Here is a 23,277-nt window from a genome sequence, read left to right as displayed (position 1 = left end):
TACCGAAAAGGAACGGCAGTTGAACGAACACACATTGTCCATGCGCCTTGAGCGCGTGGCGACGCACGTCCCCGCCGGGGCGCGCCTGGCGGATATCGGCTCCGACCACGGCTACCTGCCGGTGGCATTGATGCGCCGCGGCGCCATCGTGGCGGCGGTGGCGGGCGAGGTGGCCCTGACGCCGTTTCGCGCAGCCGAGCGCACGGTGCGCGAGAACGAGCTGGAGCAACACATCACCGTACGCCTGGCCAGTGGCCTGGCGGCGATCGAGCCGGGAGACGGGATTAACGCGATCAGCATCTGCGGCATGGGCGGCGAGACCATCCGCGACATCCTCGACAGCGACAAGGCGCGCCTCAACGGCCGGGAGCGCCTGGTGCTGCAGCCCAACGGCGGCGAGCAACCGTTGCGCCAATGGCTGATGGAGAACGGCTACCGCATCGTGTGCGAAGAGCTGCTGCGGGAGAACCGATTCTTCTACGAAATCATCGTTGCCGAGCACGCCGGGCCTGTGACCTACACCGCCGAAGAACTGTACTTCGGCCCGCTGCAAATGCAGGCCCGCAGCCCGGAATTCCTGCTCAAGTGGCAGCGCATCCTGCGCCACAAACAGCAGACCCTGAGCGACTTCGCCCAGGCGCGGCAAGCGGTGCCCGAGGACAAGATGCAAGAGGTCGCCCAGCAGGCGCGGTGGATCGCAGAACTGCTGGCGTGAGGGTCAGCCTGCGAGGGTGTTCAGCTCTGCGAGTACCTCATCCGAAAGATCCAGCTCGCCCACCGCGATGTTTTCCCGTAGATGGGTGACCGAGGACGTTCCCGGGATCAGCAGGATATTGGGGGAACGGCGCAGCAGCCATGCCAGGGCCAGTTGCATCGGGGTGACGCCGAGGCGCTGTGCGACGTTCGACAACACCGCTGACTGCACTGGCGAGAACCCGCCCAGCGGGAAGAATGGCACATAGGCAATGCCGTCCCGGGCCAATTCGTCGAGCATCGCGTTATCGTGTTGGTGGGCGATGTTGTACAGGTTCTGGACGCACACGAAGCGCACGATTTTTCGCGCCTCGGCGACCTGCGTCGGGGTAACGTTGCTGATGCCGATATGGCGTATCAGGCCCTGTTGTTGCAGCTCGGCAATGGCACTCAGGGGTTCCTCGATCGAGCCTTCGGCAGTGCCCATCACGCCGTGCATGGCCCGCACATTCACCACGTCCAGCACATCCAGGCCCAGGTTGCGCAGGTTGTCGTGCACGGCCTGGGTCAGCTCGGCCTTCGACGAAGCGTTGAACCAGGCGCCATCGTCGCCACGGCGGGCGCCTACCTTGGTGACGATCGTAAGATCGTCTTTATACGGGTGCAGTGCCTCACGAATAATCTGATTGGTGACATGCGGCCCGTAGAAGTCGCTGGTGTCGATATGGTTCACGCCGCAAGCGACGGCCTCGCGCAGTAAGGCCAGCGCTGCATCACGGTCCTTGGGCGGGCCAAACACGCCTGGGCCGGCCAGTTGCATGGCACCGTAGCCGATGCGGTTGACGGTGCGATCGCCGAGATTGAATGTGCTGGTGGTCATGGTCGGAGCTCTTGCTTGACGGGAGGAAGCCTATAATATGAAGGATCCTTCAGGTTTAGAATTCGCATTCCATGAGCCCTCTCAAAGCGTCGTTAAAGCCAAGAAAATCAGCGGTCCAGGCCCGGTCGGCGGCGACGGTGGAAGCGCTGCACACGGCAACCCTTCAGGTTTTGACCGCTCAGGGCCTGGTGCGCTGCACCACGACCCGCGTGGCCGAGCGGGCGGGCATGTCGGTGGGCAGTCTCTATCAGTACTATCCGAACCGCGATGCACTGCTTGCTGCGGTATTGGAGAAGCATCTGGTGCAGGTGGCCGAGACCGTCGAGCAGGCGTGCGATCAACACCAGGGCACCACGGTGGCGGAAATGGCATCGGGGTTTGTCACGGCTTTTCTCGCCGTGAAGCTGATGGACCCGACGGCGTCCAAAGCCCTGTATGCCATCGCAGGTGAGCGGGGCGGTGCGGAGCTTGTGGCGCGGATCAACAAGCGGGTGGTGGCCGCGATTGCAGCGATGTTGGCGACGGCGTCGGATGCCCGGTTTGAAGACCCATCCCTTACCGCCGCCATCTCGCTCAGCGCGGTGGTGGGACCGGTTCGGGCGTTGCTTGAAGGCAATGCATCTGCGGCCTTTGAAGCCGGCCTGGAACAGCAGGTGACCCGCATGCTGCGAGCTTATCTTCAAACCTATCAGTCACTTACGTAAACCGTGTTCAGGGTATTTTGCAGCGCTGCTTCGCACTAAAGTCACATCCATGGGTCCATAAGCCCCGCAATCGAACTTTGAAGATTTAACCCATGCACCTACGCAAAATTGCAGTTGGGCTGTCGGCCCTTGTTTTGCTCTCCACCGGGGCGCAAGCCCGTGGCCTGCTGGACCTCATCACACCGCCTCAATCCCATACCTCTCGCTCGGGCTCCATCAGTCAGGGCGCGGCCCTGGGTCTGTATTCAAGCCAACAGAAAAAGCCATCGTTCGACAGTTGCGCCGACCTGTTCCCGGCCGCACAACCGATCAACACGGCCACCGTGCCGGCCACCATGAAACCCCTGGCGCTGTGTTCCGATAATTTCGCGGTGCTGTACTCGCAAACCAGCAAGACCCCGCTGGTGGTGGTCGAACGCCTGAATGCCGGCCAGTTGCAGGATGCCAAAGGCGAAGAACGCACCAACCAGTTCTACCCCGACCCGCGTATTCCCAAGGGCGCGCGCGCCGAGTTGAGCGACTACCGTGGCCAACACCCGGCCGTGGACCGTGGCCATCAATCCCCGGCGGCGGATGCGCCGAGCACCAACGCCATGGCCCAGTCCTTTGCGCTGTCGAACATGGTGCCGCAAGACCCGACCAACAACCGCAAGATCTGGAGCAAGGTCGAGGCGGACGTGCGCAAGTTTGCCAAGCGCGCCGACGGCAACGTGTTCGTGTTCACCGGGCCGTTGTTTGACCCGGGCTACAGCACCATTGGCGACAACAAGGTCTGGGTGCCGACCCGCCTGTTCAAGCTGGTTTACGACGTGTCGTCCAAGCGCGCCTGGGCGTATGTTCTGCCCAACGCTGAAACCCGTATCGAGAAGCCGATGGACTACGCGACGTTTGTGAAAACCACCGGGCTCAAGTTGCTCGGGAATTTGCCGGTGACGGGTTCCGTCGGGCGTACTTGACGGCCTGAAACCGGGTGCGTCACTTGCCCTTTTTCGACGTCTTCAAGCGCAACGTTGCGCGCTGCACAGCGGCCATCTTCTCTGGCCGCTTCATCTTTTTCCATTTGCGAATATCGTCCTTGGTGCGTCCACAACTCACGCACAGCTCACCACTGAGCTGGCAGGTTGAGACGCACGGGTTCTCGATATCTTTAGCCAAGGCTTTACCCCTTTACCGCATACAGTTTGAGCAGGCGCAGGCGCCAATTGCCGCCATGCTGCAGGTGGCATTCTTCCTCGGAGTCGAAGCGCACGTAGCGGTGCGAAGAAGGGCGATCCACCCCGGCATCCTCCAGCGCGGTGGCCGTCAGCTCGCGCATGCGCAGGTCCAGTCCGGTAGAAAGGGCCAGTTCCCGGTTCGCCCTGGTATCGAATACCCAGATGACCAGCAGGCTTTGGGCAAAGGCCTGGTAGTCGACTTCGTGGGTCAGCCAGTCGAAGCCGGTGATTTCGGCTTTCGCGATCTCACAGGCATCGGTCAGGGTCGCGACCAGGCGACGTTCGATGCGTGCGCTGTCGCGTTTGCTTGAAGACATGGGGATTCCTTGAGGAGCGAGGAGAGTGATGATACGCGAGAGGTCCACTGTAGGAGCTGTCGAGCTTTAGCGAGGCTGCGATGGCGGACTGGCAGGCGACATCTTTATTGCCTGACAGGGCCTCTTCGCAGCCTCGCTAAAGCTCGACAGCTCCCACACTGGATTCGTGTTGCCCTTCAGATATTGATCGTTCCCACGCTCTGCATGGGAATGCCGCCTCGGACGCTCTGCGTCCAGCTGACGATGCAAGGTTCAAGTCCTGCGCAATGGTGACGCGGAGCGTCACAGGATGTATTCCCACGCAGAGCGTGGGAACGATCAACTGTGCGAGCCTGCGAAGATCAACTGAGGGAGCTGTCGAGCTTTAGCGAGGCTGCGATGGCGGACTGGCAGGCGACATCTTTATTGCCTGACAGGACCTCTTCGCAGCCTCGCTGAAGCTCGACAGCTCTCACACTGGATTCGTGTTGCCCTTCAGATATTGATCGTTCCCACGCTCTGCGTGGGAACGCCGCCTCGGACGCTCTGCGTCCAGCTGACGATGCAAGGTTCAAGTCCTGCGCAATGGTGACGCGGAGCGTCACAGGATGTATTCCCACGCAAAGCGTGGGAACGATCAACTGTGCGAGCCTGCGAAGATCAACTGTGGGAGCTGTCGAGCTTTGGCGAGGCTGCGATGGCGGACTGGCAGGCGACATCTTTATTGCCTGACAGGGCCTCTTCGCAGCCTCGCTAAAGCTCGACAGCTCCCACACTGGATTCGTGTTGCCCTTCAGATATTGATCGTTCCCACGCTCTGCGTGGGAATGCCGCCTCGGACGCTCTGCGTCCAGCTGACGATGCAAGGTTCAAGTCCTGCGCAGGGGTGACGCGGAGCGTCACAGGATGTATTCCCACGCAGAGCGTGGGAACGATCAACTGTGCGAGCCTGCGAAGATCAACTGAGGGAGCTGTCGAGCTTTGGCGAGGCTGCGATGGCGGACTGGCAGGCGACATCTTTATTGCCTGAAAGGGCCTCTTCGCAGCCTCGCTGAAGCTCGACAGCTCCCACACTGGATTCGTGTTGCCCTTCAGATATTGATCGTTCCCCCGCTCGGCGTGGGAATGCCGCCTCGGACGCTCTGCGTCCAGCTGACGATGCAAGGTTCAAGTCCTGCGCAATGGTGACGCGGAGCGTCACAGGATGTATTCCCACGCAGAGCGTGGGAACGATCAACTGTGCGAGCCTGCGAAGATCAACTGTGGGAGCTGTGTTGTCCATCACATATTTTTAGGCCGATCCAGCTTGCGCGTCATGGTGTACACCGCCACGCCGGCCGCCAGGATGCCCGAGGCCGCGCCGACCGCCAACGCCCAGCGCGGGCCAAGATGGTCGGCCACCCAGCCCACAATCGGTGCGCCAATCGGTGTGCCGCCCAGGGCCACGCCCACCCGCAGGGCGATTACCCGGCCGCGCATGGAAGGTTCGGTGGTGAGTTGCATCAGGCTGTTGGTGGTGTTGCTGAAGGTCAGGGCGCCCACGCCGATGATCACCAGCGCCCCGGCGAACAACCAATAGTTCGGGGCAATCGCCGCCAGCGTGCAGCCCACCCCGAACACCAGCGCGCCGATCAACAACGCCTTGAAGTGTGGCCGCTCGCGACCGGCTGCGAGCAGCGCCCCGGCAACGGTGCCGATGGCCAGGGTCGACGTCAGCAGGCCATAGCCGCGGGCATCGGCGTGGAACACGGTGACGGCCATGGTCGAGATGAAGATCGGAAAATTCATGCCGAAGGTGCCGATCAAGAACAGCATGATCAGGATCGCCATCAGGTCCGGCCGCGCCCACACATAGCGCAGGCCTTCAGTCAGGCTGCCCTTGGTGCGCAGCGCCCGCAGGCTGGTGTGCAGGCCGGAAACCCGCAGCAGAAACAGCGAGGCCAGCACCGCGAAAAAACTCGCGCCATTGAGCAGGAACGCCCAGCCGGTGCCCACCGACGCGATGGTCACGCCGGCCACCGCCGGGCCAATCATGCGCGCCATGTTGAACGAGGTGGAATTGAGCGCGATGGCATTGGACAGGTCCGCTTCGCCCACCAGCTCCGCCACGAATATCTGCCGCACCGGTGCATCGAAGGCCGAGGCGCAGCCGGACAAAAACGCGAACACATACACGTGCCACAGCTGCACGATGCCGGTCAGGGTAAACACCCCCAGCATCAGCGCCAGCACGCCCATCACGCCCTGGGTGACCATCAGCAGCTTGCGCTTGTCGTAGTGATCGGCGGCGAAGCCGGTCCAGGGCAGCAACAGCAATTGCGGCCCGAACTGCAACGCCATGACGATGCCGACGGCCGACGCGTTATGCGGCGTGAGTTGGGTCAGCACCAGCCAGTCCTGGGCCGTGCGTTGCATCCAGGTGCCGATATTCGACACCAGGGCGCCGGCGGCCCAAATGCGGTAGTTGACGCTGCGCAGCGAGCGGAAAATGCCCATCGAACTCACACCGGCCCTGAGGAGTGACCACCGTTGAAGCGCCCGAAATGCTGCGCCAGGAAAACACTCAGGGCCAAGGCCCCGAGCCCGAGGGCGAGCACATCAGCGGTGTTTTTGAGGTCGAAGTCCCCAACCCGGCAGACCAGCACGTAGCCGATCACCAGGTTGAGAAAACCCCAGAGCACATTCAGCGTCGAGGAGGACCGCCCCTGGCCGCGCGGCTTGGCAAACGGCGTCTGGAAGGACTGGCCCATCAAGCCACTGAGGCAATGGGGCAGCGCGTTGGCGAGCAATACGCCGCCGAAGAAATAAGACACCAGCTCATGCCATTGCATCGTCACGCACCCCTTGTTTCAAGCAAGCCGATGATGTCTTGCGCCGTGCCGGTTTCCCCCAGCTTCGGGAATATCTGGTTCAGGCTGTAGTGATGGGCCTCGGCGTTCGCGTCGGTCATGGCATCGACGGCCAGGGTCACGTTGAAGCCGGCCTCGTAGGCCTGGCGCGCGGTGGACTCCACGCCGGTTCCGGTAGCAACGCCGGTGATCACTACTTGAGTCACGCCGAGTGCTTTGAGTTGCGCCTCAAGATCAGTGCTGGCGAAGGCACCCCAGGTGCGTTTGGTCACCCCAATGTCGCCGGGTTGCTGATCGAGTTCGGGCAGCAGGTCGGCCCATCCCGGTGGAAATACATCGCTGCGCCGTGGACGCTCGGTACGCCCGGGGGCGAAGCCTGTGACGTTGACCAGCACCACCGGCATGCCGCGCTCGCGGAAAGCGTCGAGCAGTGCACGGGAGCGTTCCACCACGGCGCCGATGGGGTGGATGAACGGGTATTCGGCGATGCCTTTTTGCAAGTCCACGATGATCAGCGCGGTGTTGGGATCCAGCAAGGTGACGGCCATGGGATGTCCTCGAACGGATAGAAGTGGCTCAAAAGTCGGCGAGGCGCTCCAGCAGCTTTACCGCTGCCGCGAGTTCAGCTTGTTCTTCGGCAGACAGTTGCTCCTGCAGCGCCCGCAGCAGCCAATCGTCCTTGGCTGCCCGGCTGGCGATCAGGTGCTTACGAAAGCCGGGAGTCAGCTCGATCAGGGTTTGGCGCCCATCGCTGGGGTCGGGTTTGCCCCTGATCGCTTTCATCGTTTCCAGCCCGGCCACGGTGATGCGCATGGACTGCGGCCGCACGCTCTCCGCCCGGGCCAGGGCCGAGACGGTGCTGGGCCCGTCTCGGTCCAGGCGCAGCAGCACCGACTTCTGGGCGGAAGTGAAATCGTTCGGATGGGTTTGTTCCCGCAGCCGGCGTATCAGCTTGCCCAGGGAGATGCGCAGCTCGGCAGCCAGGGCGGCGGATTGGGTTTCGGAGGTGATGGAAGGTTTGTTCATGCCCGGACGTTAGCATGCGTGCAGAAAAACTGTACAGTTTAGCTGTATGAAATTTTTGTCATAAAAGCCCGCGTCGACGGTCCTTTTGCCGGGGCGTTACCTGGTGTCGCGGCTGGGCGTGCTGTCGTTCATGGACCGGGATGGTGCAAGACCGAATGCTATGTGGGTGACCGATTGTTGGGCGTGGATGATGAACGGGTTCTGCAACTGTTCACGGACTTGATGAGCCGCGCATTGACCTGATCGACATGCATGCGCGGCTTTTTCCCGGCCTATCAAGTGTGTTGATAGCGGTACTCCTGAGTCACCCCTTCATAGCCGTAGGCACTGGCTCGGCAGTCGATGATATGCACATTGGAGTGTGGGTGCAGGTTGCCGATCAACTCCGCCAACAGCGTGTAGGCCTCACGATGAAAACGCGCCTTTTGCGCCTTGGTGTTGGTCTCATCGGTCACGGTGACTTCCAGGCGGAATGCGTTGCGCCCATGTTCGGCCAGCGAGCGGTTATGAATGAACCACTGGTCATGCGGTACAAAATCGAGAATCAGCAAGGTCTGCTCCGGGCGTTTCTCGAGCACTTCACAGGTCAGTGCAGTGAGCTGCGGGACGAGCTGGCGGACCAGTTCGGGATTGCGTTCTCCGGATATTTTCAGGGTGATGCCTGGCATGGCGAATTCCTCGTAAGGGTAGGGTGAGGTGCCAGATTAAGAAAATTATTCGGATCTGAAAAACGGGAAGATATAATGATATCTATCGGAAAAAACGCAGGTTAGACATGCGCCCCTTTGACCTTGAGCAACTGCGCTCCTTCGTCACCATCCTGGAATCCGGCAGCCTTTCGGCGGCCGCGCCCAAGCTGTGCCGTTCCCAGTCCGCGCTCAGTGAGCAACTTCGCAAGCTGGAAACCTTCACCGGCGTGACGCTGCTGGAGCGGGGCAAAAAAGGCGTGAGCCCCACACCTGCCGGAGAGCGCCTGCTGGCACATGCGCGTGAATTGCTCGCGCTGAGTGACTGCGTGCTTGAGGACATGCGCGGCGTGACCTTGAGCGGCGAACTGCGCCTGGCCATCACCGACTATTTTTTGCCGAGCGCCATCGCGGGCATGTTGAAGGGTTTGCGCACGCGATATCCGCAGCTTCGGTTGCATGTTTCGGTGCGCAAGAGCCTGCAAATCGAAAAGGGCGCCAACAGCGGCGAATTCGACATTGGCCTGTCGATGCGCATCCTCGATGGTCGCAGCCTTCCCGAAGGCATTCCCGTACGACGAGAGGCCCTGCGGTGGGTGGCACTCAGTGGGTTCGACGCACAGCACCAACTCGCGGCGCCGCTGCCGTTGGTGGTACTTCCCCAGGATTGCAGCTTGCAGCGGTTCACCATCGACCTGTTGGATGCGCGCGGGGTGCCGTATGTCATTGCGCATTCCGCGTCCGGGGTGGCGGGCCTGCAATCGGCACTGCTGGCGGGGCTGGGCGTGGCGTGCCTGAACAGCTCGGCCGTGCCTGCCGGGGCCGAGGCATGCCGGTCGATTCAAACGCTTCCGGCGCTGCCCGATGTCGAGTTCAGCCTGTTACCGCCGCGTCCGGGCGAGGCTTCGCTGGTCAGTGCAGTGCGAGAAATGTTGATCACGCACTTTTCCTAGCGGCTCAAGATCGCCGGCTGGCCCCCGGCGGCTGCCCGGTAACGCGCTTGAATGCCCGGCTGAACGCGGCCTGGGAGTTATAGCCAAGGCGCTGCGCCACGGTTTCAATGGGCAGCCGCTCCAGCGTCAGCCACTGGCTGGCCAGGCGCATCCGCAGTTCGGTGGCGTAGCGCAGCGGTGGCGTGCCGATGGTGGTTTGAAAGTGCTGGGCGAACACCGAGCGTGAGGTATGACATTGCGCTGCCAGCTCCTCCACCGTCCAATCGCGCCCGGGTTGCTGATGCAACGCCAGCAGGGCCTTGGCCAGGCGTGGGTCGCGCAACGCCGCCACCAGGCCGGACGCATTCCCGCACGCACATTCAACCCAACCCCGAACTACCATGGCCGCCACCACCTCAGCGAGGCGCGCCAGGATGCCGGCGAAGCCAATGCGGGCGCTGCTGACTTCACGCTCCATGGCCGCCAGGATCGGCATCAGCCCCGGATAACGCTGGCCCTTGGCGTCGATCAGCATCAGGTCCGGCATCAGGCGGCCAAGGCCGTGCAAACTCCCCAGTTCAAACTCCATGCAGCCGCTGAAGAGCAGGGCGCTTTGCGTCACGGCCACATCGGCCCGGGCATCCACGGCACACACCGCATCACCGAGGGCTGCCGCGTTGAAGCGGTCGATGTCCTGTACCGGCACGTCCGGGCTGGAGAGCAACTCATGGGCACCGCCATGGGAGATGAACACGGCATTGCCTGGCGTCAGTTCATACAGGGTGCCGTCCTCGGTACGCAGGGTGACGCAACCGGCAGCGATAAGGTGGAAATAGGCGTGCCCGGGCTTGGCCGGGAAGCCCAGGCCAAACACCGGTCCAGTCTGGATACGCCGGTACTCGACACCCCGCAGGCGCATGCCGCGCAGCAGTTCGTTGATGAGGTCAGAGGACTGGTCGAACGGATCGGTGGGCATCATTTCCGGGGTTTCGGTAAAGGATTCGAGATTTTGCATCATAGATCATCCCGATCGTCGCACCTAGACTGCCGGTCGCAATAACTTTTGAAGGATGACCGTGATGAGCAGTTGTGTGTGTGACGCCGTAACCGGTGCAGATGTAGCGCCCGCGACGCCGGCCTGGATGGCGGTGTTTTCGTTGGCGATGGGCGTGTTCGGATTGCTGACGGCGGAGTACCTGCCGGCCAGCCTGTTGACGCCGATGGCAGCCGAGCTGGGTGTTTCGGAAGCCTTGGCAGGGCAGGCGGTGACGGTCACGGCGGTGGTCGCGCTGTTCGCCGGGTTGCTGGTGCCGGGCCTGACACGCGGGATCGACCGCCGCGTGGTGTTGCTGTGCTTCAGCGCACTGATGATCTGTTCCAACCTGCTGGTGGCGGTCTCGTCGAGCCTCACGGTGTTGCTGCTGATGCGTATCCTGTTGGGCATCGCACTGGGTGGCTTCTGGAGCATGGCGGCGGCGGTGGCGATGCGGCTTGTACCGACGGCGCTGCTGCCGCGTGCCCTGTCGATCATCTTCAGCGGCATCGCGGTGGGCACTGTCGTGGCGGTGCCGCTGGGCAGCTTTTTGGGTGGGCTGTACGGCTGGCGCAGCGCGTTTTTCGCAGCCGCTGCAGTGGGCGGCGTGACCCTGGTGTTCCAGCTATTCACCCTGCCGCCACTTGCACCCCGCCGGACGGCACGCTTGAAAACTGTGCTTGAGGTGCTGCTGCGTCCAGGCCTTGCCGTGGGCATGTTGGGATGTGTGCTGGTGCATACCGGACACTTTGCGTTGTTCACCTACATCCGGCCATTCCTGGAAAGCACCACCGGCGTTGGTGCTGAGGGGCTGGCGTTGATGTTGCTGGGGTTCGGCGTTGCAAACTTTGCCGGCACGCTGCTGGCCGGGTGGCTGCTGGTGCGTCTGCCACGGGGAACCCTGGTGCTGATGCCGGCCCTGGTCGGTGTGGCAGCACTCGCCCTGGCGCTGTTGCCGGCGACCGTGACGGGCCAGGTGTGGCTGTTGATGCTCTGGGGCCTGGCGTTTGGCGGCGTGCCGGTGGCCTGGTCAAACTGGGTTGCACGGGCAGTGCCTGATCAGGCCGAAAGTGCCGGCGGCATGGTGGTGGCTTCGGTGCAGTCTGCGATTGCAGCGGGGGCGGCGGCGGGCGGTGCGATGTTCAGTTTCAGTGGTATCGACGGTGTGTTTGTGGCGGCGGGCGTCTTGATGTTGCTGGCGGCGTTGTTGATTGCGTTGAAGGTGAAGGTTGAAGCGCCTCCACAAGATGCAGAGGCGGGGCCGGTGTTTCATCTTTGAAAAGGCGTTGCACTGGCAAATCAGCGAGTCAAATCATCCAGAAGCCATCGGCCTGCTGTGCCTAAGTCCTGGGCAGCATCGATGTAACCTTCATTGCGGCCGGAGGGGCTAAAGCCGTGGTCCTCGGTGAGACTGGCATGGACGAATTCCTCGACATTTTTGCCCCCCGGATTCAAGCGGGGCTTCCTGAGTAAGCGCCTGCACCGTCTGGTTCAGCGACACCAACATCGGTTGAACACAGGCCAGTAACGTCGTACCGGCCTGCGTGAGGGTGACCTCAGTACAGCGTCGCTCAAACAACTCAAGCCCCAAACTTTTCTCCAGTTTCCTGACTTGCTTGCTGACGGCGCTTTGTGTGACAGCCAGCACATGGCTCGCTTTGGTGAAACTTTTTTGGCGAGCCACGGCCTCAAAAAACCACAGCGCATGGAGCGGTACAAGCGGTGGGTTCGCCGGTGAAGTGTGCGTGTTAATTTCAATCATCATCCCTGCTCACTGAACCGGTGATTTGCTGACTTTGATCCCTTTGAACAGCACCAGCAGCAACACGGCTGCGAGTATTTCAAAGGCGGCCACCATATACAGGCCGGCAGCCAAACTGCCGGTCAGGGTTTTCAGCCAGCCAATCATGTAGGGCGCCACGAACCCCGCCAGGTTGCCGATGCAGTTGATCAAGGCAATGCCTCCGGCGGCTGCGGTACCGGCCAAAAAGGCCCCGGGAATCGACCAGAACACCGGGAACGCTGCGAGGATGCCCATGGCCGCAATGGTCAGGGCGATCAATGCCAGGACGGCGTTACCAATAAACAATCCGGTGCCAATCAGCCCTAGCCCGGCGAGCAGCGCAGCCATGGCGCAATGCACGCGGCGCTCAGAGGTTTTGTCGGAGTGAAAACCGTTCCACAGCATCGCCACGGTGCCCAATATGAACGGTATCGAGGAGAGCAGGCCGATGCGCATGGTGTCATCCACCCCCAGCGCCTTGATGACGGACGGGGTCCAGAACGCAATGGTCGCGTTGCCGCTGACCAGGCAGAAATACACCAGGGCACACAGCCACAGTTTGGGATAACGAATCAGCGAGCGCAGATCGCTGTGTTTGCCGGGAGCCTGGTCTTCGCGGGCGATTGTGTCGCTGACCATCGTGCGTTGTGCCGGGCTCAGCCACTTGGCATTGATAGGTTTTTCCGGCAGGTAGCGCAGCACAAGGACACCTGCGATCACCGAGGGAATGCCTTCGAGAATGAACAGCCATTGCCAGTTGGACAGGCTGCCGACGCCGACCATGTGGCTCATGATAAACCCGGCCAGTGGGCCGCCGACCACGCCAGCGATGGCGAAAGAGGTCATGAACATGCCGTTGATCTTTGCGCGCTGCGCCGCCGGAAACCAGTAGGTCAGGTACAGCACCACACCCGGGAAAAAGCCCGCTTCAAACGCACCGAGCAGAAACCGCAGCACGTAGAACGACCAGGCACTTTCGACGTAGGCCATGGCGATGGACGTCAGGCCCCACATTATCGTGATGCGGGCCAGTGTGCGCCGCGCGCCGATTTTTTCCAGCAGCAGGTTGCTGGGCACTTCGAAGAAGAAGTAACCAATGAAGAAAATCCCGGCGCCCAGGCCGTAGACGGCCTCGCTGAAGCCCAGGTCCTGCAACATCGCCAGTTTGGCGAAACCGACGTTGACCCGGTCGATCCAGGCCAGTACGAAGAGGATTACCAGGAACGGAAGCAACCGCCAGGCGATCTTGCGGTACACAACAGCCACGTCGTCGGACATCGGCGAGTGGTCCAGTTCCAGCGATGAAGTTGCGTTACTTGGGTTCATAAGTTGTCTCGTCAATTCGTTGCGCATGGGGTGCGCAAGCCGATTGGCAGGCGAGTGCGGGCGCACGGGCGGCCGCCGTGGAGTTTTTGCTGTGAGCCAATAAGTGAGCCAGGGCAGGTCGTGCCTGCCGCTGGTTCAGCGCTAGCGCATTACGTGTTTTCTCGTAACAGCGCCTCGATTGAGCGAGACACTTGCAGCACTCGTGCGTCCTGACCATGCAGGCCGGCAATCGACAAGCCTACCGGCAGTTCGTCGCCGCGCTGGCAAGGCAGGCTCAGGGCGCAGCCGTCCAGAAAATTCAGCACGCTGGTATTGCGCAATACCAGGCCGTTGGTGGCAAAAAAAGCCGCGTCATCCGCTAGGTCGGCAAGCTTGGGCGGTACTATCGCGACACTCGGCAGCAACCACGCATCGGCGTCACCCATGCGTTCACGCGCTACGCTGATCAGGCGTTGGCGTTCGGCCTGGATGTCCAGGTAATCGGCTGCGCTGATGGCCGCGCCGCGGCGTATGCGTTGCGCAACGCGTGGGTCGTAAGCCTCGCTGCGGTCGCCCTCGAGCCACTGGCGATGGCCCTGCCAGGCTTCGGCGGCCGTGAGCCCGCCTGCAGCATTGATGCGCGGCAGTTGGTGCAGCTCCGGGAAGTCGAACCAGCGGATACTTGCACCGGCCTTGGCGAGCAGGTCCAGGCTGCGTTCGAACGCTGCCGCCACGGTGGCATCCAGTTGATCGAGCACCACGTCGCGGGTGACCGCCAGGCGCAGCCCGGCCAACGGCGCGGCGCGGGTATCCAGCGATTGGCCGCTGAGTATCTGGTCCAGCAGGATGCAGTCGGCGACGCTGTTTGACAGTGCACCGACCGAGTCCAGGCTGGTGGCCAACGGGAAGGTGCCAGTCATCGGCACACGGCTGGCGCTGGGTTTGAAACCGACGAGGTTGCAGAAGGCTGCGGGGATACGGATCGAGCCACCAGTGTCAGTGCCCAAGCCCGCCACCGCCATGCCCAGCGCCACGCTCACGGCGGCGCCGGAACTGGAGCCGCCAGCGATGCGCCCGTCTGCACACGGTGTGAGCGGCGTGCCGTAGTGGGGGTTCCACCCCAGGCCGGAAAAGGCAAACTCGCTCATGTTGGTGCGGCCCAGCAAGATCGCACCGGCCGCCCTCAGGCGCTCGACGACCACGGCATCGTGGCGGGCGGGCGGCGTATCGGCGAGTAATTGCGAGCCGGCCGCCGTGACCTGCCCGGCCACATCGAACAAGTCTTTGATCGACACGGGCAGCCCGGCCAGCGCCGACGGCACATAGCCGGATGCGCGCGCCAGGTCGCTGGCCCGCGCAGCGTTCAGGGCGCTGTCGGCGTCGACGCTGATATAGGCCATGCCGCCTGCGGCGCGATGCGCGGCAATGCGCTTTAACGCGTCATTGACCAATGCCTCACTGGTGGTGCGGCCCTCGGCAAGGGCATGGGCAAACGCTGCAATCTCAGTCATCGTGAGTTACTCGGCGACAGGCAGCGGCTCGACACCGTACTGGTGGCGCAGGCTGCGGTTGAGGATGGGGTCGAACAGTTCCATTTCGAAGGCTTCGCCATAACCCAGTTCGCCGATCACCGACTGCGTGCCGCAGAACATTGCCGTATCGGCAGGCAGCGCGGCGTTGTTATTGAGTTTCGCCAGCAACGTTTCCGGCGCCAGCAGGTTGGTCACCGGCCCCTGCTGATACAGCGCTCGCACGCCATCACGCACACGCCAGGTGCGCATCACCAGGTGATCCCAATGCGGCTGGACTTCGGTGTAGCGCCACACCTGCTGGGCGATGGGTTTGTCGCACATCTGCTTGGACACGGTGACGTCATAGCTTTCGACCTTGCGGTCGGTGTGGTCTGAGCCCAGGCCGATCAACAAACCTTGGTCGCTTGGGATCAGTACGAACTCGGTCTCGCCGGAGGAATCCTTGCCCGGCACCTGAATCGTCTCGGCGTTGTTCAACAGGCTGGCGGACACGCGATAGAAGCACGGCACCTGGGTGGGCCGGCGTACGCCCAGCGCTTCCAGTTCGGCAATGTGGTGTTCCACCGCTTCGCTGTTACGTCCCGCCCAGCCTGCGATGATCAGGTGTTTGATGCTGGCGTGGTGTTCGCCTTGGCCGACGACATGGAAAGTCATTTGAGTCATGAAAAGTGCTCGTAGTGAGTGATCAAAGCGTGCGCATGATTGCGCGGCGGAAATCGTCAATGTGGTGATGGATCGCGGCGATGGCGGCGGTGCCGTCGCGCTGCTCCACCGCTTCAAGGATTTGCAGGTGTTCGTGGTAGATGCGTTCGCTGTGATGGTTTTCCGACAGGGTCAGGTACCAGAAACGCGCCTGTTTTTCGTGCAGGTTGCGCAGCAACTCGGCCAGCACGCGGTTGTGGGCGGCGGCCGATATCGACATGTGAAACTCCAGGTCCAGCGACATCAGCCCGGCCACGTCGTGCTTGGCTAAAAGGGCAGGGGTGCGCTCGAGGATGTCGCGCATGGCCTGGATGTCAGTGTCCTTGGCGCGCTCTACCGCGAGCTTGACGCACAGCTGTTCGTTGCTCACGCGCACTTCGATCATGTCGAGTACATCGTTGAGTGACAGGGCCGTCACCATCACGCCTTTGCGCGGCATGATCGTGACCATGCCTTCCACTTCCAGGCGGTGCAGCGCTTGATGGATGGGGGTTCGGCCAATGCCCAGCGCAGCGGTCAGTTGCGCCTCGTTGATCGCATCACCGGGGCGATACTCGCAGCTGATAATCCGCTGCTTGATTTGGGCATAGGCCAGCTCACGCAGTTGCGCTGCGCTTTTTGTGGGAGCCACCGTGGTTGGGTGATGGCTGATGAAGGTGGTCGGTTCGGACATATCCACTCCTGAAAATCATCTGATATATCAGATGATTTTCAGAACGAAGCAAGGGCTATGCCATTTTTCCGAAAACGGGCGAAGAGCCACGGCTGATGAGGGTTGTAGAGATTCAGAGGCGCTTTCGGGCATAGGCTGTGCGGTGTTACTTGTTACCGTTGTGCCCGGATTTGGTACCCCGGCGCCCGATGTTTGTGCGACTGAGGGGCGGGAATCCTAGTGATGCAGGCCAGTTGCTCCAGCCGAATGAGCAAGGACGATAATGCTGCCGACTACCTGCGTTGTTCACACGCTGCGCAAATTGGTGCTCTCGCTGAAAAGCCCAAGGATGAAATCGCGCACATGCACGATGCGCGGATTGCGCATCGAGGCTTTGTTCCACACCAGGTACAGAGTGTTGGTGGGCGCGGTCTGTTCAGGGGTGATCGAAACCAGTCGTCCCGACTCCCGCGCCTCGTTGCATTGATAGTCAGGCAGCACGCTCCAGCCCTGGCCCTTGATGACCAGGTCCTGGATGATGCGAAGATCCGGGACGGTCAGCGCCGCCTGCAGCGTGGGCGCAAACTGGAACATGGCTGTCCACACCGGCCGTATCAATGGCAGGTCCTCGTCATAAGCGATGAGCGGAAGATTCGACAACTGTTCCGCGGTCGGGCGTTTGCCAAGCAAGCCGGCAATCTGCGGCGCGAGCACCAGCAGAAAGCGCTCGGTGAGCAGCTTGGCGAACCCGTGCGAATGTTCATCTGGCATGGAAGCGGTGATAGCCAGGTCGGCAGTCGAGGCATTAAGCAGGCTGTATATGCGCTCCCGGTTGCCGGTGTGCAGGCGGATCCGGAAACCTTGAGTCATCAATGGCGCCAGCCCCGCAGCGACCTTCGCATTGATGAAGTCGGAGGGCCCGGCGATATGCACAGTGCCGCCGCCCTCGCTACCCAGGCGGTAGGAGGCCAGCCGCATTTGCAGGCCGTCAAGCATCGGCCCGATCGCGCGCGCCAACTCATCGGCCGCCTCTGTCGCTGTAACGCCGCGGGCGCGCCGCACGAACAGGGGCTTGCCTATAAACGCCTCCAATGCCTGGATGTGCTGGGACGCCGCCGGCTGAGTAATACCAAGCGCCTCTGCCGCGCGGGTAAACGACTGCAGCCGATAGGCCTCAATGAAAGTACGAAGGTGATCCAGATGGCTCATGAGGTCATCGCGTCCTGGCTGTCACGCTCTCACTACAGAAAATAGCGTCGACTCAAGCCATAAAAATATTTATCCGAAGGCCAAAGAATAATAATTTTTTCAATTTCAGGCAATTCTCTAAAATTTCGTATCCGTCGGGCTTCGCTCCGACCACCTGCCGTTCGAGAGATCCGTCATGCCATTTGTCGTTTATATCTTTTCGCTCAGTGCATTCGCACTGGGCCTTGCCGAATTCGTCCCTATCGGCCTGACTGACGTTATGGCCCACAACCTGAATATCGATGTCAATCAGATCGGTAGCGCTGTGACCGCCTATGCACTGGGTGCAACTTTCGCCGCCCCATTCCTGACGGCCCTGACGGCAGGGTGGTCGCGAAAGCGGGTCATGCTGATGACTGTTCTGGTCTTCACCGTCGGTAGCGTGGCTGCTGCTTTTGCGACGAACCTTTCTACCCTGCTGATTGCGCGCTTCGTGGCAGGCATGGGGCACGGCCTGTTCCTTGCGGTGGCTTCCAGCACGGCGGCGCGCCTTGCCGGCCCGAAGAAGGCAGGTAGCGCAGTGGCGGTGGTGTTTGGCGGCTTCACCCTTGCCATGGCGATTGGTGTACCCGTCAGCACATACCTGGGTGGCGTGATCTCTTGGCGCCCGGTGCTTGGCGCAATTGGGGCATTCGGTGCATTGGGCTTCCTTGGCCTGCTGCTAGGCATGAAGGAGCCACCGGAGGCTCAGGGTCGGGAAGGTGCCGGTTCCGTGGGTCAAGCCTTTAAAGCGATCTTTAACCCAGTTCTGCTGTTCGCGGCCCTCGTGACCGTCCTCGGCTATGCTGGCTCGTTCACCGCCTATACCTACATCGCCCCGTTACTCACCCAGGTGACTCAGGTCAGCAGCCACACCGTCGGCGTCTTCATGCTCGTCTATGGCTTGCTCGCCGCAACCGGCAACGTAATTGGCGGCGCGCTGAGCGACCGGTTTGGGGTAAACCGCACAAGCGTAGCCTTGATCGCCGGCATTACGTTCATCGCCTTGGGTATGTGGGGTTTCGCGTCGTCGACGATCGCGATGGGCATCCTCGTCGGGCTGCTGGGCATGTTCACCTTCGCCGCAGTGCCGGCCCTGCAAGCCCGCCTGATCGGTGTCGCCGAGCTGCATGCGCCGCACGCCCACGGTGTGGCCGCCGGGCTGAACATCGCGGGGTTCAACTGCGGTATCGCGCTGGGCTCGTGGGTAGGCGGCGCGACGCTCGCCACGCTGGGCATTTCGTACACCGGCCTCGCGGGCGCGTTGATTTCGGCCCTGGGCCTCGTGGTGCTGCTCTTGCAATTGGCACGTCGTGGTGGCGGCGAGTACCGCGAAACGGTGTGTAAGGGCCTCCCTGCGTCACCATGATGACGAGAGAGTAGCCATATCGAAGCAGGCGGAGCGTCGCGTGCTGTTGCAGCACAGTTGGCGCCAATAGTAATGACTGGAAGGTAACGATCATGACAACCCTCACCGACAACGCCCTCGAGCGCATCACTGTCCGAATTCCGACTGCGTCAGGTGACGAGATCGAAGCGTGGGTCTACCTGCCCGGCGGGACTGGCCCCCATCCCGTGGTGGTGATGGCCCACGGCATCGGCGCGATCAAAGCATGCGGGCTGGCCCCGTTCGCCGAGCGTTTTCGCGAGGAGGGATTCGTCGCCATCGCCTTTGACTACCGCAACTTCGGCGGCTCCGATGGGCAACCACGGGAAGTACTCTCTGTTCCGCGCCAGCGCGAGGATTATGCAACGGTTATCGGCTGGGCCGCTGACCAGCCCTACATCGATCCCCGCAAGGTAATTATCTGGGGCACATCGTTTGCCGGTATGCATGTCGTCGAACTGGCTGCTTCGGACACTCGCCTGGCAGGTGCAATCACTCAGGCGCCACTCACGGACGGCTTGGCCGCAGCAATCATGGCCCCGCCCAAACTTGGCGTTCGTCTGTTCGGGTTGGCGCTGCTCGATGTTCTCGGCGCCCTGGTGGGCCGCCAGCCGATCTACATTCCCGGTCACGGCAAACCCGGGGAACTGTCCATCGGTGCCACACCTGACGGTTTGTTCGGGGAAAGGCTCATGACGCCGAAGGATGGGACGCCATGGCATAACCGGGTGGCCGCGCGGTCATTGCTGAGTTTCTCGTGGCGCCGACCCGTGCGCCGCGCCGCGTCAGTGCGCGTTCCCTTCCTGCTCGTCGTTCCGGAGTCAGACTCGATCGCGCCAGTGCCGGCTGCGCTCAAGGTTGCACGCAATGCACCACGGGCTGAATTGTTCCGCAGCGCTGGTGGTCACTATGACGTCTACGAAGGCGGAGAAGGTTTTGCCGACGTGTTACGCACGCAGGTCGAGTTTCTCCACCGGCACGTCGAGACCGCAGCCGACAAAAGCCAGGCATGAGGCACATTCCGGACGGGCGCCCGTTGCTGGCCGGATAAGTACCAGCACTTCAGTTTGCCAACCGCACCACCCCCGACTAGACCGCGTTGGCCTCGCCAATCAAAATATCCTCGAAAAACGCCCCGATCGGTTGGGTGGGATGGCACAGCTGAATCTCCAAAACCCAGACCATCTCGCTCGGTACGATCTCGACCTCAGCCAGCTTGTCCTGCCCGAAAAGGGCATGCGGGAAGTCGGCGATGCGGTGTCCGGCCAGGTTGCGCTCAAGGCGCCAGCCCTTGGAGAGGGCGCTACCCTCAGCGAAGTCATACAGCTCGCGTCCGGTCAGCCCGTGGTGCCAGGCGTCGCGGGTTTCGTCGAACACTTCATGCAGGGCCTTCGTGCAAGCGTCATGCAACGGGTGCTCGCCGAAGACGAAGGTGTCGCCATAATCGCCTTCATAGCCATCCCACACCGGGCCAAGGTCGACCACGGCGATGTCGGTGGCGCGCAGCTTGCGTTGTGGGTCGATGCCTTGGCGCGGTGTGCGGATGGTGTCGTCGCCAAAGCGGATATAGGTGGGGTGCCAGGTGTGGGACGCGCCCATGGCCTGCAAGGTTTGACTGGCCATGTCGAGGGCTTGCGCGGTGGTCATGCCGACTTTCAATTGAGCGGCGATGGCAGCCAGGGCCCTGACCGTCTGCTCGCGGGCAGCGAGCATGCCGTCCAGCGAGTAGCGCGGGCCGACTTTTTCCAGTACCGGGTGCCGCGTGTTGAGCGACTCCGCTGGCGTCAATGCACCGCTGGGGACGAAGGCTTCGGCGACAAAACGATGAGCCTGGGCGCCCGCTGCCAGGCAGGTTTCGCGGACTTGGCTGATCATCTTGCTGTTGCCGCAGGCATAGATCTGGCTCTCCGCCCAGTGGTGGGGCTGTGTCAGCGCGACCTGTTGCACGCGGGCGTCTACCGACTGCACTCGATGCCAGTGAAAGCGTGGATGTGCCTGGCTGACGCGCTCGAGAAACTCAGCGTCGTAGAAGTCCGCCGGCGACGAGTTCCCCCAATACAGGGTGACTTCGGCCTGGCGGGCCAGGGCCGTCAGCAACAAGGGCTTGATGCCGGCATAACCGGTCCCGGTCGCGAACAGCACAACAGGGCGCTCATCGTCGTGTTGCCAGGTGCAGGCGCCTACGGGGCCTTCGAGTTTCACCGCATCGCCCACTTGCAGGGTCGGCAGGATGCGTTCGGAAAATAGCCCGCCGGGGACCTGGCGAATATGAAACACCAACCGGCCTTGGTCCTGCGCGGGCAGATTGGCCACGGAGAAACAGCGGCTGTCGCCGTCGTCGAGGCGAAACCTGACGTACTGGCCGGCTCGCACGTCGAGTGGCTGGGCGGTCAGCAACACCAGCTCGACGATGTCGGCGCTCAATGCGTGCTTGCTGATCACCTGTGCGCTGACTTCCAACGTTGGCGTGTCCAGCGACCAGCCGGGAATTTCCAGGCGCAGGTCGCTGCAGGCATGGCTCTGACACAACAACATCTCGTCAGCCGCGAGTGGGTAGGAGGGCGCCGGGGTGTCGGGTGTGAGCAACTTTTCACGGAACTGGCCCGACACCACCTTGACCTTGCACGACCCGCAGGCGCCGCGGCGGCAGGAGAAGGGTACGGCAAGACCGCTGGCCAGCATGGCGTCGAGCAGCAATTGGTCGGCGGCTTCGAAGGATTTGCCCGAGGGCAATAATTCAACGACATGGCGGTTGTGCATAAACACCTCGGGGCAATTGAGGTTCGATTGTTGCGTTAGACTAGGACCAGAAGAACCTCCAGTTTTGGATAATTCACATGGTCCAGCTCCGCAAATGGCGCCCGCTGCTCAAGCTCGATGGCGCGCAGCCGCAGGCGTCGTACAGAAAGATCATCGAGGGTTTGGTAAGCGCGATTGCCGAGGGCCGCCTGCGCCCCGGAACGCTGTTGCCCGGCACGCGGGAAATGGCGCAACTGCTGGACGTCAACCGCAAGACGGTAATCCTTGCCTACGAGGAGGCGGTGACCAAAGGCTGGCTGGTCAGCATTCAACGTCGCGGCACTTTCGTCAGTACGCAACTGGCGACAGGCGCGGTGACTGCCGCCGGCGCGCCGAAGTCGTTTGCCCCCGCGTTGCGGGACGTGCCTGCGGCTGCCTATTTCACCCCGGGTGAGCAGGTGACAAAACTGCAACACCGGCCGGGCGCGCTGTTTTTCGATAATGGCGCCTGTGACCATCGTCTGCTGCCCCAAGCCGTCCTGCATCGCTATTACCGCAACGCCTTGCGCAACAGCTTTACCACCAACACCGTGCGCCATGGCACCGAAGGCAGCGGCCAGTACCTGCGCAACGCCCTGGCCGAAATGTTGCGCCACAATCGCGGCCTGAATGTCGATGCGCAGCAGATCTGCCTGACCCAAGGCGTGCAGATGTCGCTGTACCTGACCGCCAGCGCGCTGCTCAAACCCGGTGATGTGGTGGTGGTCGAACGCCTGAGTTACCCACCGGCCTGGGAGATTTTCCGCCAGTTGGGCGCGCAACTGGTGACCGTGGACCTGGACGACGAAGGTTGCCGGGTCGACCAGCTCGACGAACTATGCCGCCGGCACAACGTGCGGATGATGTATGTCACGCCCCATCACCAGTTTCCTACCACCGTCAGCCTGCGTGCCGGGCGTCGCCAGCAACTCCTGGAATTGGCCCGACTGCATGATTTCTGCATCATCGAGGAAGATTACGACCACGAGTACCACTTTGCCGGACGGCCCTATTTGCCCCTGGCCAGCGACAGCGTGCAGCGTCACGTGATCTACATCGGCTCACTGTCCAAGTCCCTGGGCAGTACCTTCCGTTGCAGCTATATCGTTGCCCCGTCGAACCTCATCGAAGTGCTCGAGCGCACGGCGGCGGTGAGCCTGGGCCAGGGCGATGCCGTCATGCAGCGGATGCTCGCGGACCTGATCAACGATGGCGAGTTGAAGAAGCATCTGCGTCGGGTATCCAAGGAATACCGTCGGCGGCGGGAGACACTGCTGAGTTGTTTGCTGGAGGCGTTTGGCGAGCAGATAGCCGTGCAGGAGCCGGAAGGCGGGCTGGCGTTGTGGGTCAGGTTCTGCGACTCAATCGACGTCAATCAACTGGCTGAAAAAGCCCTGGAGCTGGACCTGGTGGTGCGCAGCGGTCGCCTGTTTTCACCCTTTGATCATCCCGAGAATGCCTTGCGCCTGGGCTTCGCCTCGCTCAACCCGGAGGAAATCCGCGCCGCCACGCAGCGCTTGGCTCAGGCGGCGCGGGCGATTGGGGAAGCGGCTAAATAATGATGCCGGCTGAAAGGTGAATGTGTAAGGATATGTTAC

Annotated in this window: 24 protein-coding genes; 8 read left to right on the top strand and 16 right to left on the bottom strand. The window is 62.0% G+C overall.

Annotated elements, in window-relative coordinates; genetic code table 11:
- The first annotated feature begins 19 nt into the window (after positions 1–19).
- Complete coding sequence (locus JFU58_RS24025) at positions 20–715, top strand: tRNA (adenine(22)-N(1))-methyltransferase (protein WP_201142555.1); 696 nt, start codon at positions 20–22, stop codon at positions 713–715.
- A 3-nt stretch (positions 716–718) separates the two neighbouring features.
- On the opposite strand, the gene JFU58_RS24020 is transcribed toward JFU58_RS24025, so the two are convergent.
- The gene (locus JFU58_RS24020; protein WP_003207934.1) at positions 719–1,573 is read right to left on the bottom strand and encodes an aldo/keto reductase family oxidoreductase; all 855 of its coding nucleotides are present in this window, start codon (positions 1,571–1,573) and stop codon (positions 719–721) included.
- Positions 1,574–1,644: 71 nt separating this feature from the next.
- On the opposite strand from JFU58_RS24020, the gene JFU58_RS24015 reads away from it, so the two are divergent.
- Together JFU58_RS24015 and JFU58_RS24010 are read left to right on the top strand one after the other, a co-directional pair.
- Positions 1,645–2,277: a TetR/AcrR family transcriptional regulator gene (locus JFU58_RS24015; RefSeq protein ID WP_023659027.1), complete on the top strand. Its 633-nt coding sequence runs from the start codon at positions 1,645–1,647 to the stop codon at positions 2,275–2,277.
- Between the two features lie 92 nt (positions 2,278–2,369).
- Complete coding sequence (locus tag JFU58_RS24010; protein ID WP_201142554.1) at positions 2,370–3,233, top strand: DNA/RNA non-specific endonuclease; 864 nt, start codon at positions 2,370–2,372, stop codon at positions 3,231–3,233.
- A 19-nt stretch (positions 3,234–3,252) separates the two neighbouring features.
- On the opposite strand, the gene JFU58_RS24005 is transcribed toward JFU58_RS24010, so the two are convergent.
- The 7 genes from JFU58_RS24005 to JFU58_RS23975 all read right to left on the bottom strand — a co-directional run bounded on the left by JFU58_RS24005 (position 3,253) and on the right by JFU58_RS23975 (position 8,330).
- On the bottom strand, positions 3,253–3,432 hold the full coding sequence (locus JFU58_RS24005) for a DUF1289 domain-containing protein (RefSeq protein ID WP_201142553.1): 180 nt from the start codon (positions 3,430–3,432) through the stop codon (positions 3,253–3,255).
- 4 nt (positions 3,433–3,436) lie between these two features.
- The gene (locus JFU58_RS24000) at positions 3,437–3,808 is read right to left on the bottom strand and encodes a hypothetical protein (protein WP_008433303.1); all 372 of its coding nucleotides are present in this window, start codon (positions 3,806–3,808) and stop codon (positions 3,437–3,439) included.
- Between the two features lie 1,260 nt (positions 3,809–5,068).
- Positions 5,069–6,283, bottom strand: coding sequence for an MFS transporter (locus JFU58_RS23995; protein WP_003214526.1), 1,215 nt, complete (start codon positions 6,281–6,283; stop codon positions 5,069–5,071).
- Between the two features lie 5 nt (positions 6,284–6,288).
- Positions 6,289–6,618, bottom strand: coding sequence for a hypothetical protein (locus tag JFU58_RS23990; RefSeq protein ID WP_008438861.1), 330 nt, complete (start codon positions 6,616–6,618; stop codon positions 6,289–6,291).
- A gap of 2 nt (positions 6,619–6,620) precedes the next feature.
- Positions 6,621–7,184, bottom strand: coding sequence for an isochorismatase family protein (locus tag JFU58_RS23985; protein WP_201142552.1), 564 nt, complete (start codon positions 7,182–7,184; stop codon positions 6,621–6,623).
- A 28-nt stretch (positions 7,185–7,212) separates the two neighbouring features.
- Positions 7,213–7,662, bottom strand: a complete 450-nt coding sequence (locus tag JFU58_RS23980) for a MarR family winged helix-turn-helix transcriptional regulator (protein WP_003214523.1) — start codon at positions 7,660–7,662, stop codon at positions 7,213–7,215.
- Between the two features lie 275 nt (positions 7,663–7,937).
- A complete protein-coding gene (locus JFU58_RS23975; protein ID WP_003214522.1) occupies positions 7,938–8,330 on the bottom strand; it encodes a tautomerase family protein in 393 nt (130 codons plus the stop codon).
- Between the two features lie 107 nt (positions 8,331–8,437).
- Here JFU58_RS23975 and JFU58_RS23970 point away from each other — a divergent pair, with 107 nt between their 5' ends.
- Positions 8,438–9,301: a LysR family transcriptional regulator gene (locus JFU58_RS23970; RefSeq protein WP_063031848.1), complete on the top strand. Its 864-nt coding sequence runs from the start codon at positions 8,438–8,440 to the stop codon at positions 9,299–9,301.
- Between the two features lie 4 nt (positions 9,302–9,305).
- On the opposite strand, the gene JFU58_RS23965 is transcribed toward JFU58_RS23970, so the two are convergent.
- The gene (locus JFU58_RS23965) at positions 9,306–10,295 is read right to left on the bottom strand and encodes an AraC family transcriptional regulator (RefSeq protein ID WP_134327640.1); all 990 of its coding nucleotides are present in this window, start codon (positions 10,293–10,295) and stop codon (positions 9,306–9,308) included.
- A 64-nt stretch (positions 10,296–10,359) separates the two neighbouring features.
- On the opposite strand from JFU58_RS23965, the gene JFU58_RS23960 reads away from it, so the two are divergent.
- Positions 10,360–11,592: an MFS transporter gene (locus JFU58_RS23960; RefSeq protein WP_201142551.1), complete on the top strand. Its 1,233-nt coding sequence runs from the start codon at positions 10,360–10,362 to the stop codon at positions 11,590–11,592.
- A 108-nt stretch (positions 11,593–11,700) separates the two neighbouring features.
- Here JFU58_RS23960 and JFU58_RS23955 read toward each other — a convergent pair whose 3' ends face one another.
- The 6 genes from JFU58_RS23955 to JFU58_RS23930 form a co-directional block, all read right to left on the bottom strand.
- A complete protein-coding gene (locus JFU58_RS23955; RefSeq protein WP_242488320.1) occupies positions 11,701–12,078 on the bottom strand; it encodes a LysR family transcriptional regulator in 378 nt (125 codons plus the stop codon).
- Positions 12,079–12,084: 6 nt separating this feature from the next.
- Entirely contained in the window at positions 12,085–13,422 is a 1,338-nt protein-coding gene (locus JFU58_RS23950; RefSeq protein ID WP_201142550.1) for an MFS transporter, read from the bottom strand.
- A gap of 149 nt (positions 13,423–13,571) precedes the next feature.
- Positions 13,572–14,912: an amidase gene (locus tag JFU58_RS23945; RefSeq protein ID WP_201142549.1), complete on the bottom strand. Its 1,341-nt coding sequence runs from the start codon at positions 14,910–14,912 to the stop codon at positions 13,572–13,574.
- Between the two features lie 6 nt (positions 14,913–14,918).
- Complete coding sequence (locus tag JFU58_RS23940; protein WP_063031838.1) at positions 14,919–15,596, bottom strand: DUF2848 domain-containing protein; 678 nt, start codon at positions 15,594–15,596, stop codon at positions 14,919–14,921.
- Positions 15,597–15,618: 22 nt separating this feature from the next.
- The gene (locus tag JFU58_RS23935) at positions 15,619–16,308 is read right to left on the bottom strand and encodes a GntR family transcriptional regulator (RefSeq protein ID WP_063031836.1); all 690 of its coding nucleotides are present in this window, start codon (positions 16,306–16,308) and stop codon (positions 15,619–15,621) included.
- Between the two features lie 285 nt (positions 16,309–16,593).
- Positions 16,594–17,496: a LysR family transcriptional regulator gene (locus JFU58_RS23930; RefSeq protein WP_201142548.1), complete on the bottom strand. Its 903-nt coding sequence runs from the start codon at positions 17,494–17,496 to the stop codon at positions 16,594–16,596.
- A gap of 175 nt (positions 17,497–17,671) precedes the next feature.
- Between JFU58_RS23930 and JFU58_RS23925 the strand changes: the two genes are divergently transcribed.
- Both JFU58_RS23925 and JFU58_RS23920 read left to right on the top strand, forming a co-directional pair.
- Entirely contained in the window at positions 17,672–18,883 is a 1,212-nt protein-coding gene (locus JFU58_RS23925; RefSeq protein WP_063031833.1) for an MFS transporter, read from the top strand.
- A gap of 92 nt (positions 18,884–18,975) precedes the next feature.
- On the top strand, positions 18,976–19,914 hold the full coding sequence (locus tag JFU58_RS23920) for an alpha/beta hydrolase (protein ID WP_063031831.1): 939 nt from the start codon (positions 18,976–18,978) through the stop codon (positions 19,912–19,914).
- Between the two features lie 76 nt (positions 19,915–19,990).
- Here JFU58_RS23920 and JFU58_RS23915 read toward each other — a convergent pair whose 3' ends face one another.
- Entirely contained in the window at positions 19,991–21,661 is a 1,671-nt protein-coding gene (locus JFU58_RS23915; protein ID WP_201142547.1) for a M24 family metallopeptidase, read from the bottom strand.
- A 77-nt stretch (positions 21,662–21,738) separates the two neighbouring features.
- Between JFU58_RS23915 and pdxR the strand changes: the two genes are divergently transcribed.
- A complete protein-coding gene (pdxR, locus tag JFU58_RS23910; protein ID WP_201142546.1) occupies positions 21,739–23,238 on the top strand; it encodes a MocR-like pyridoxine biosynthesis transcription factor PdxR in 1,500 nt (499 codons plus the stop codon).
- Positions 23,239–23,277: the final 39 nt, after the last annotated feature.

It is taken from the genome of Pseudomonas sp. TH34, assembly GCF_016650865.1.
GTDB lineage: Bacteria > Pseudomonadota > Gammaproteobacteria > Pseudomonadales > Pseudomonadaceae > Aquipseudomonas > Aquipseudomonas yamanorum.
Note: the sequence above shows the minus strand (reverse complement) of the source record. Positions and strands in the feature narration are given on the sequence as shown.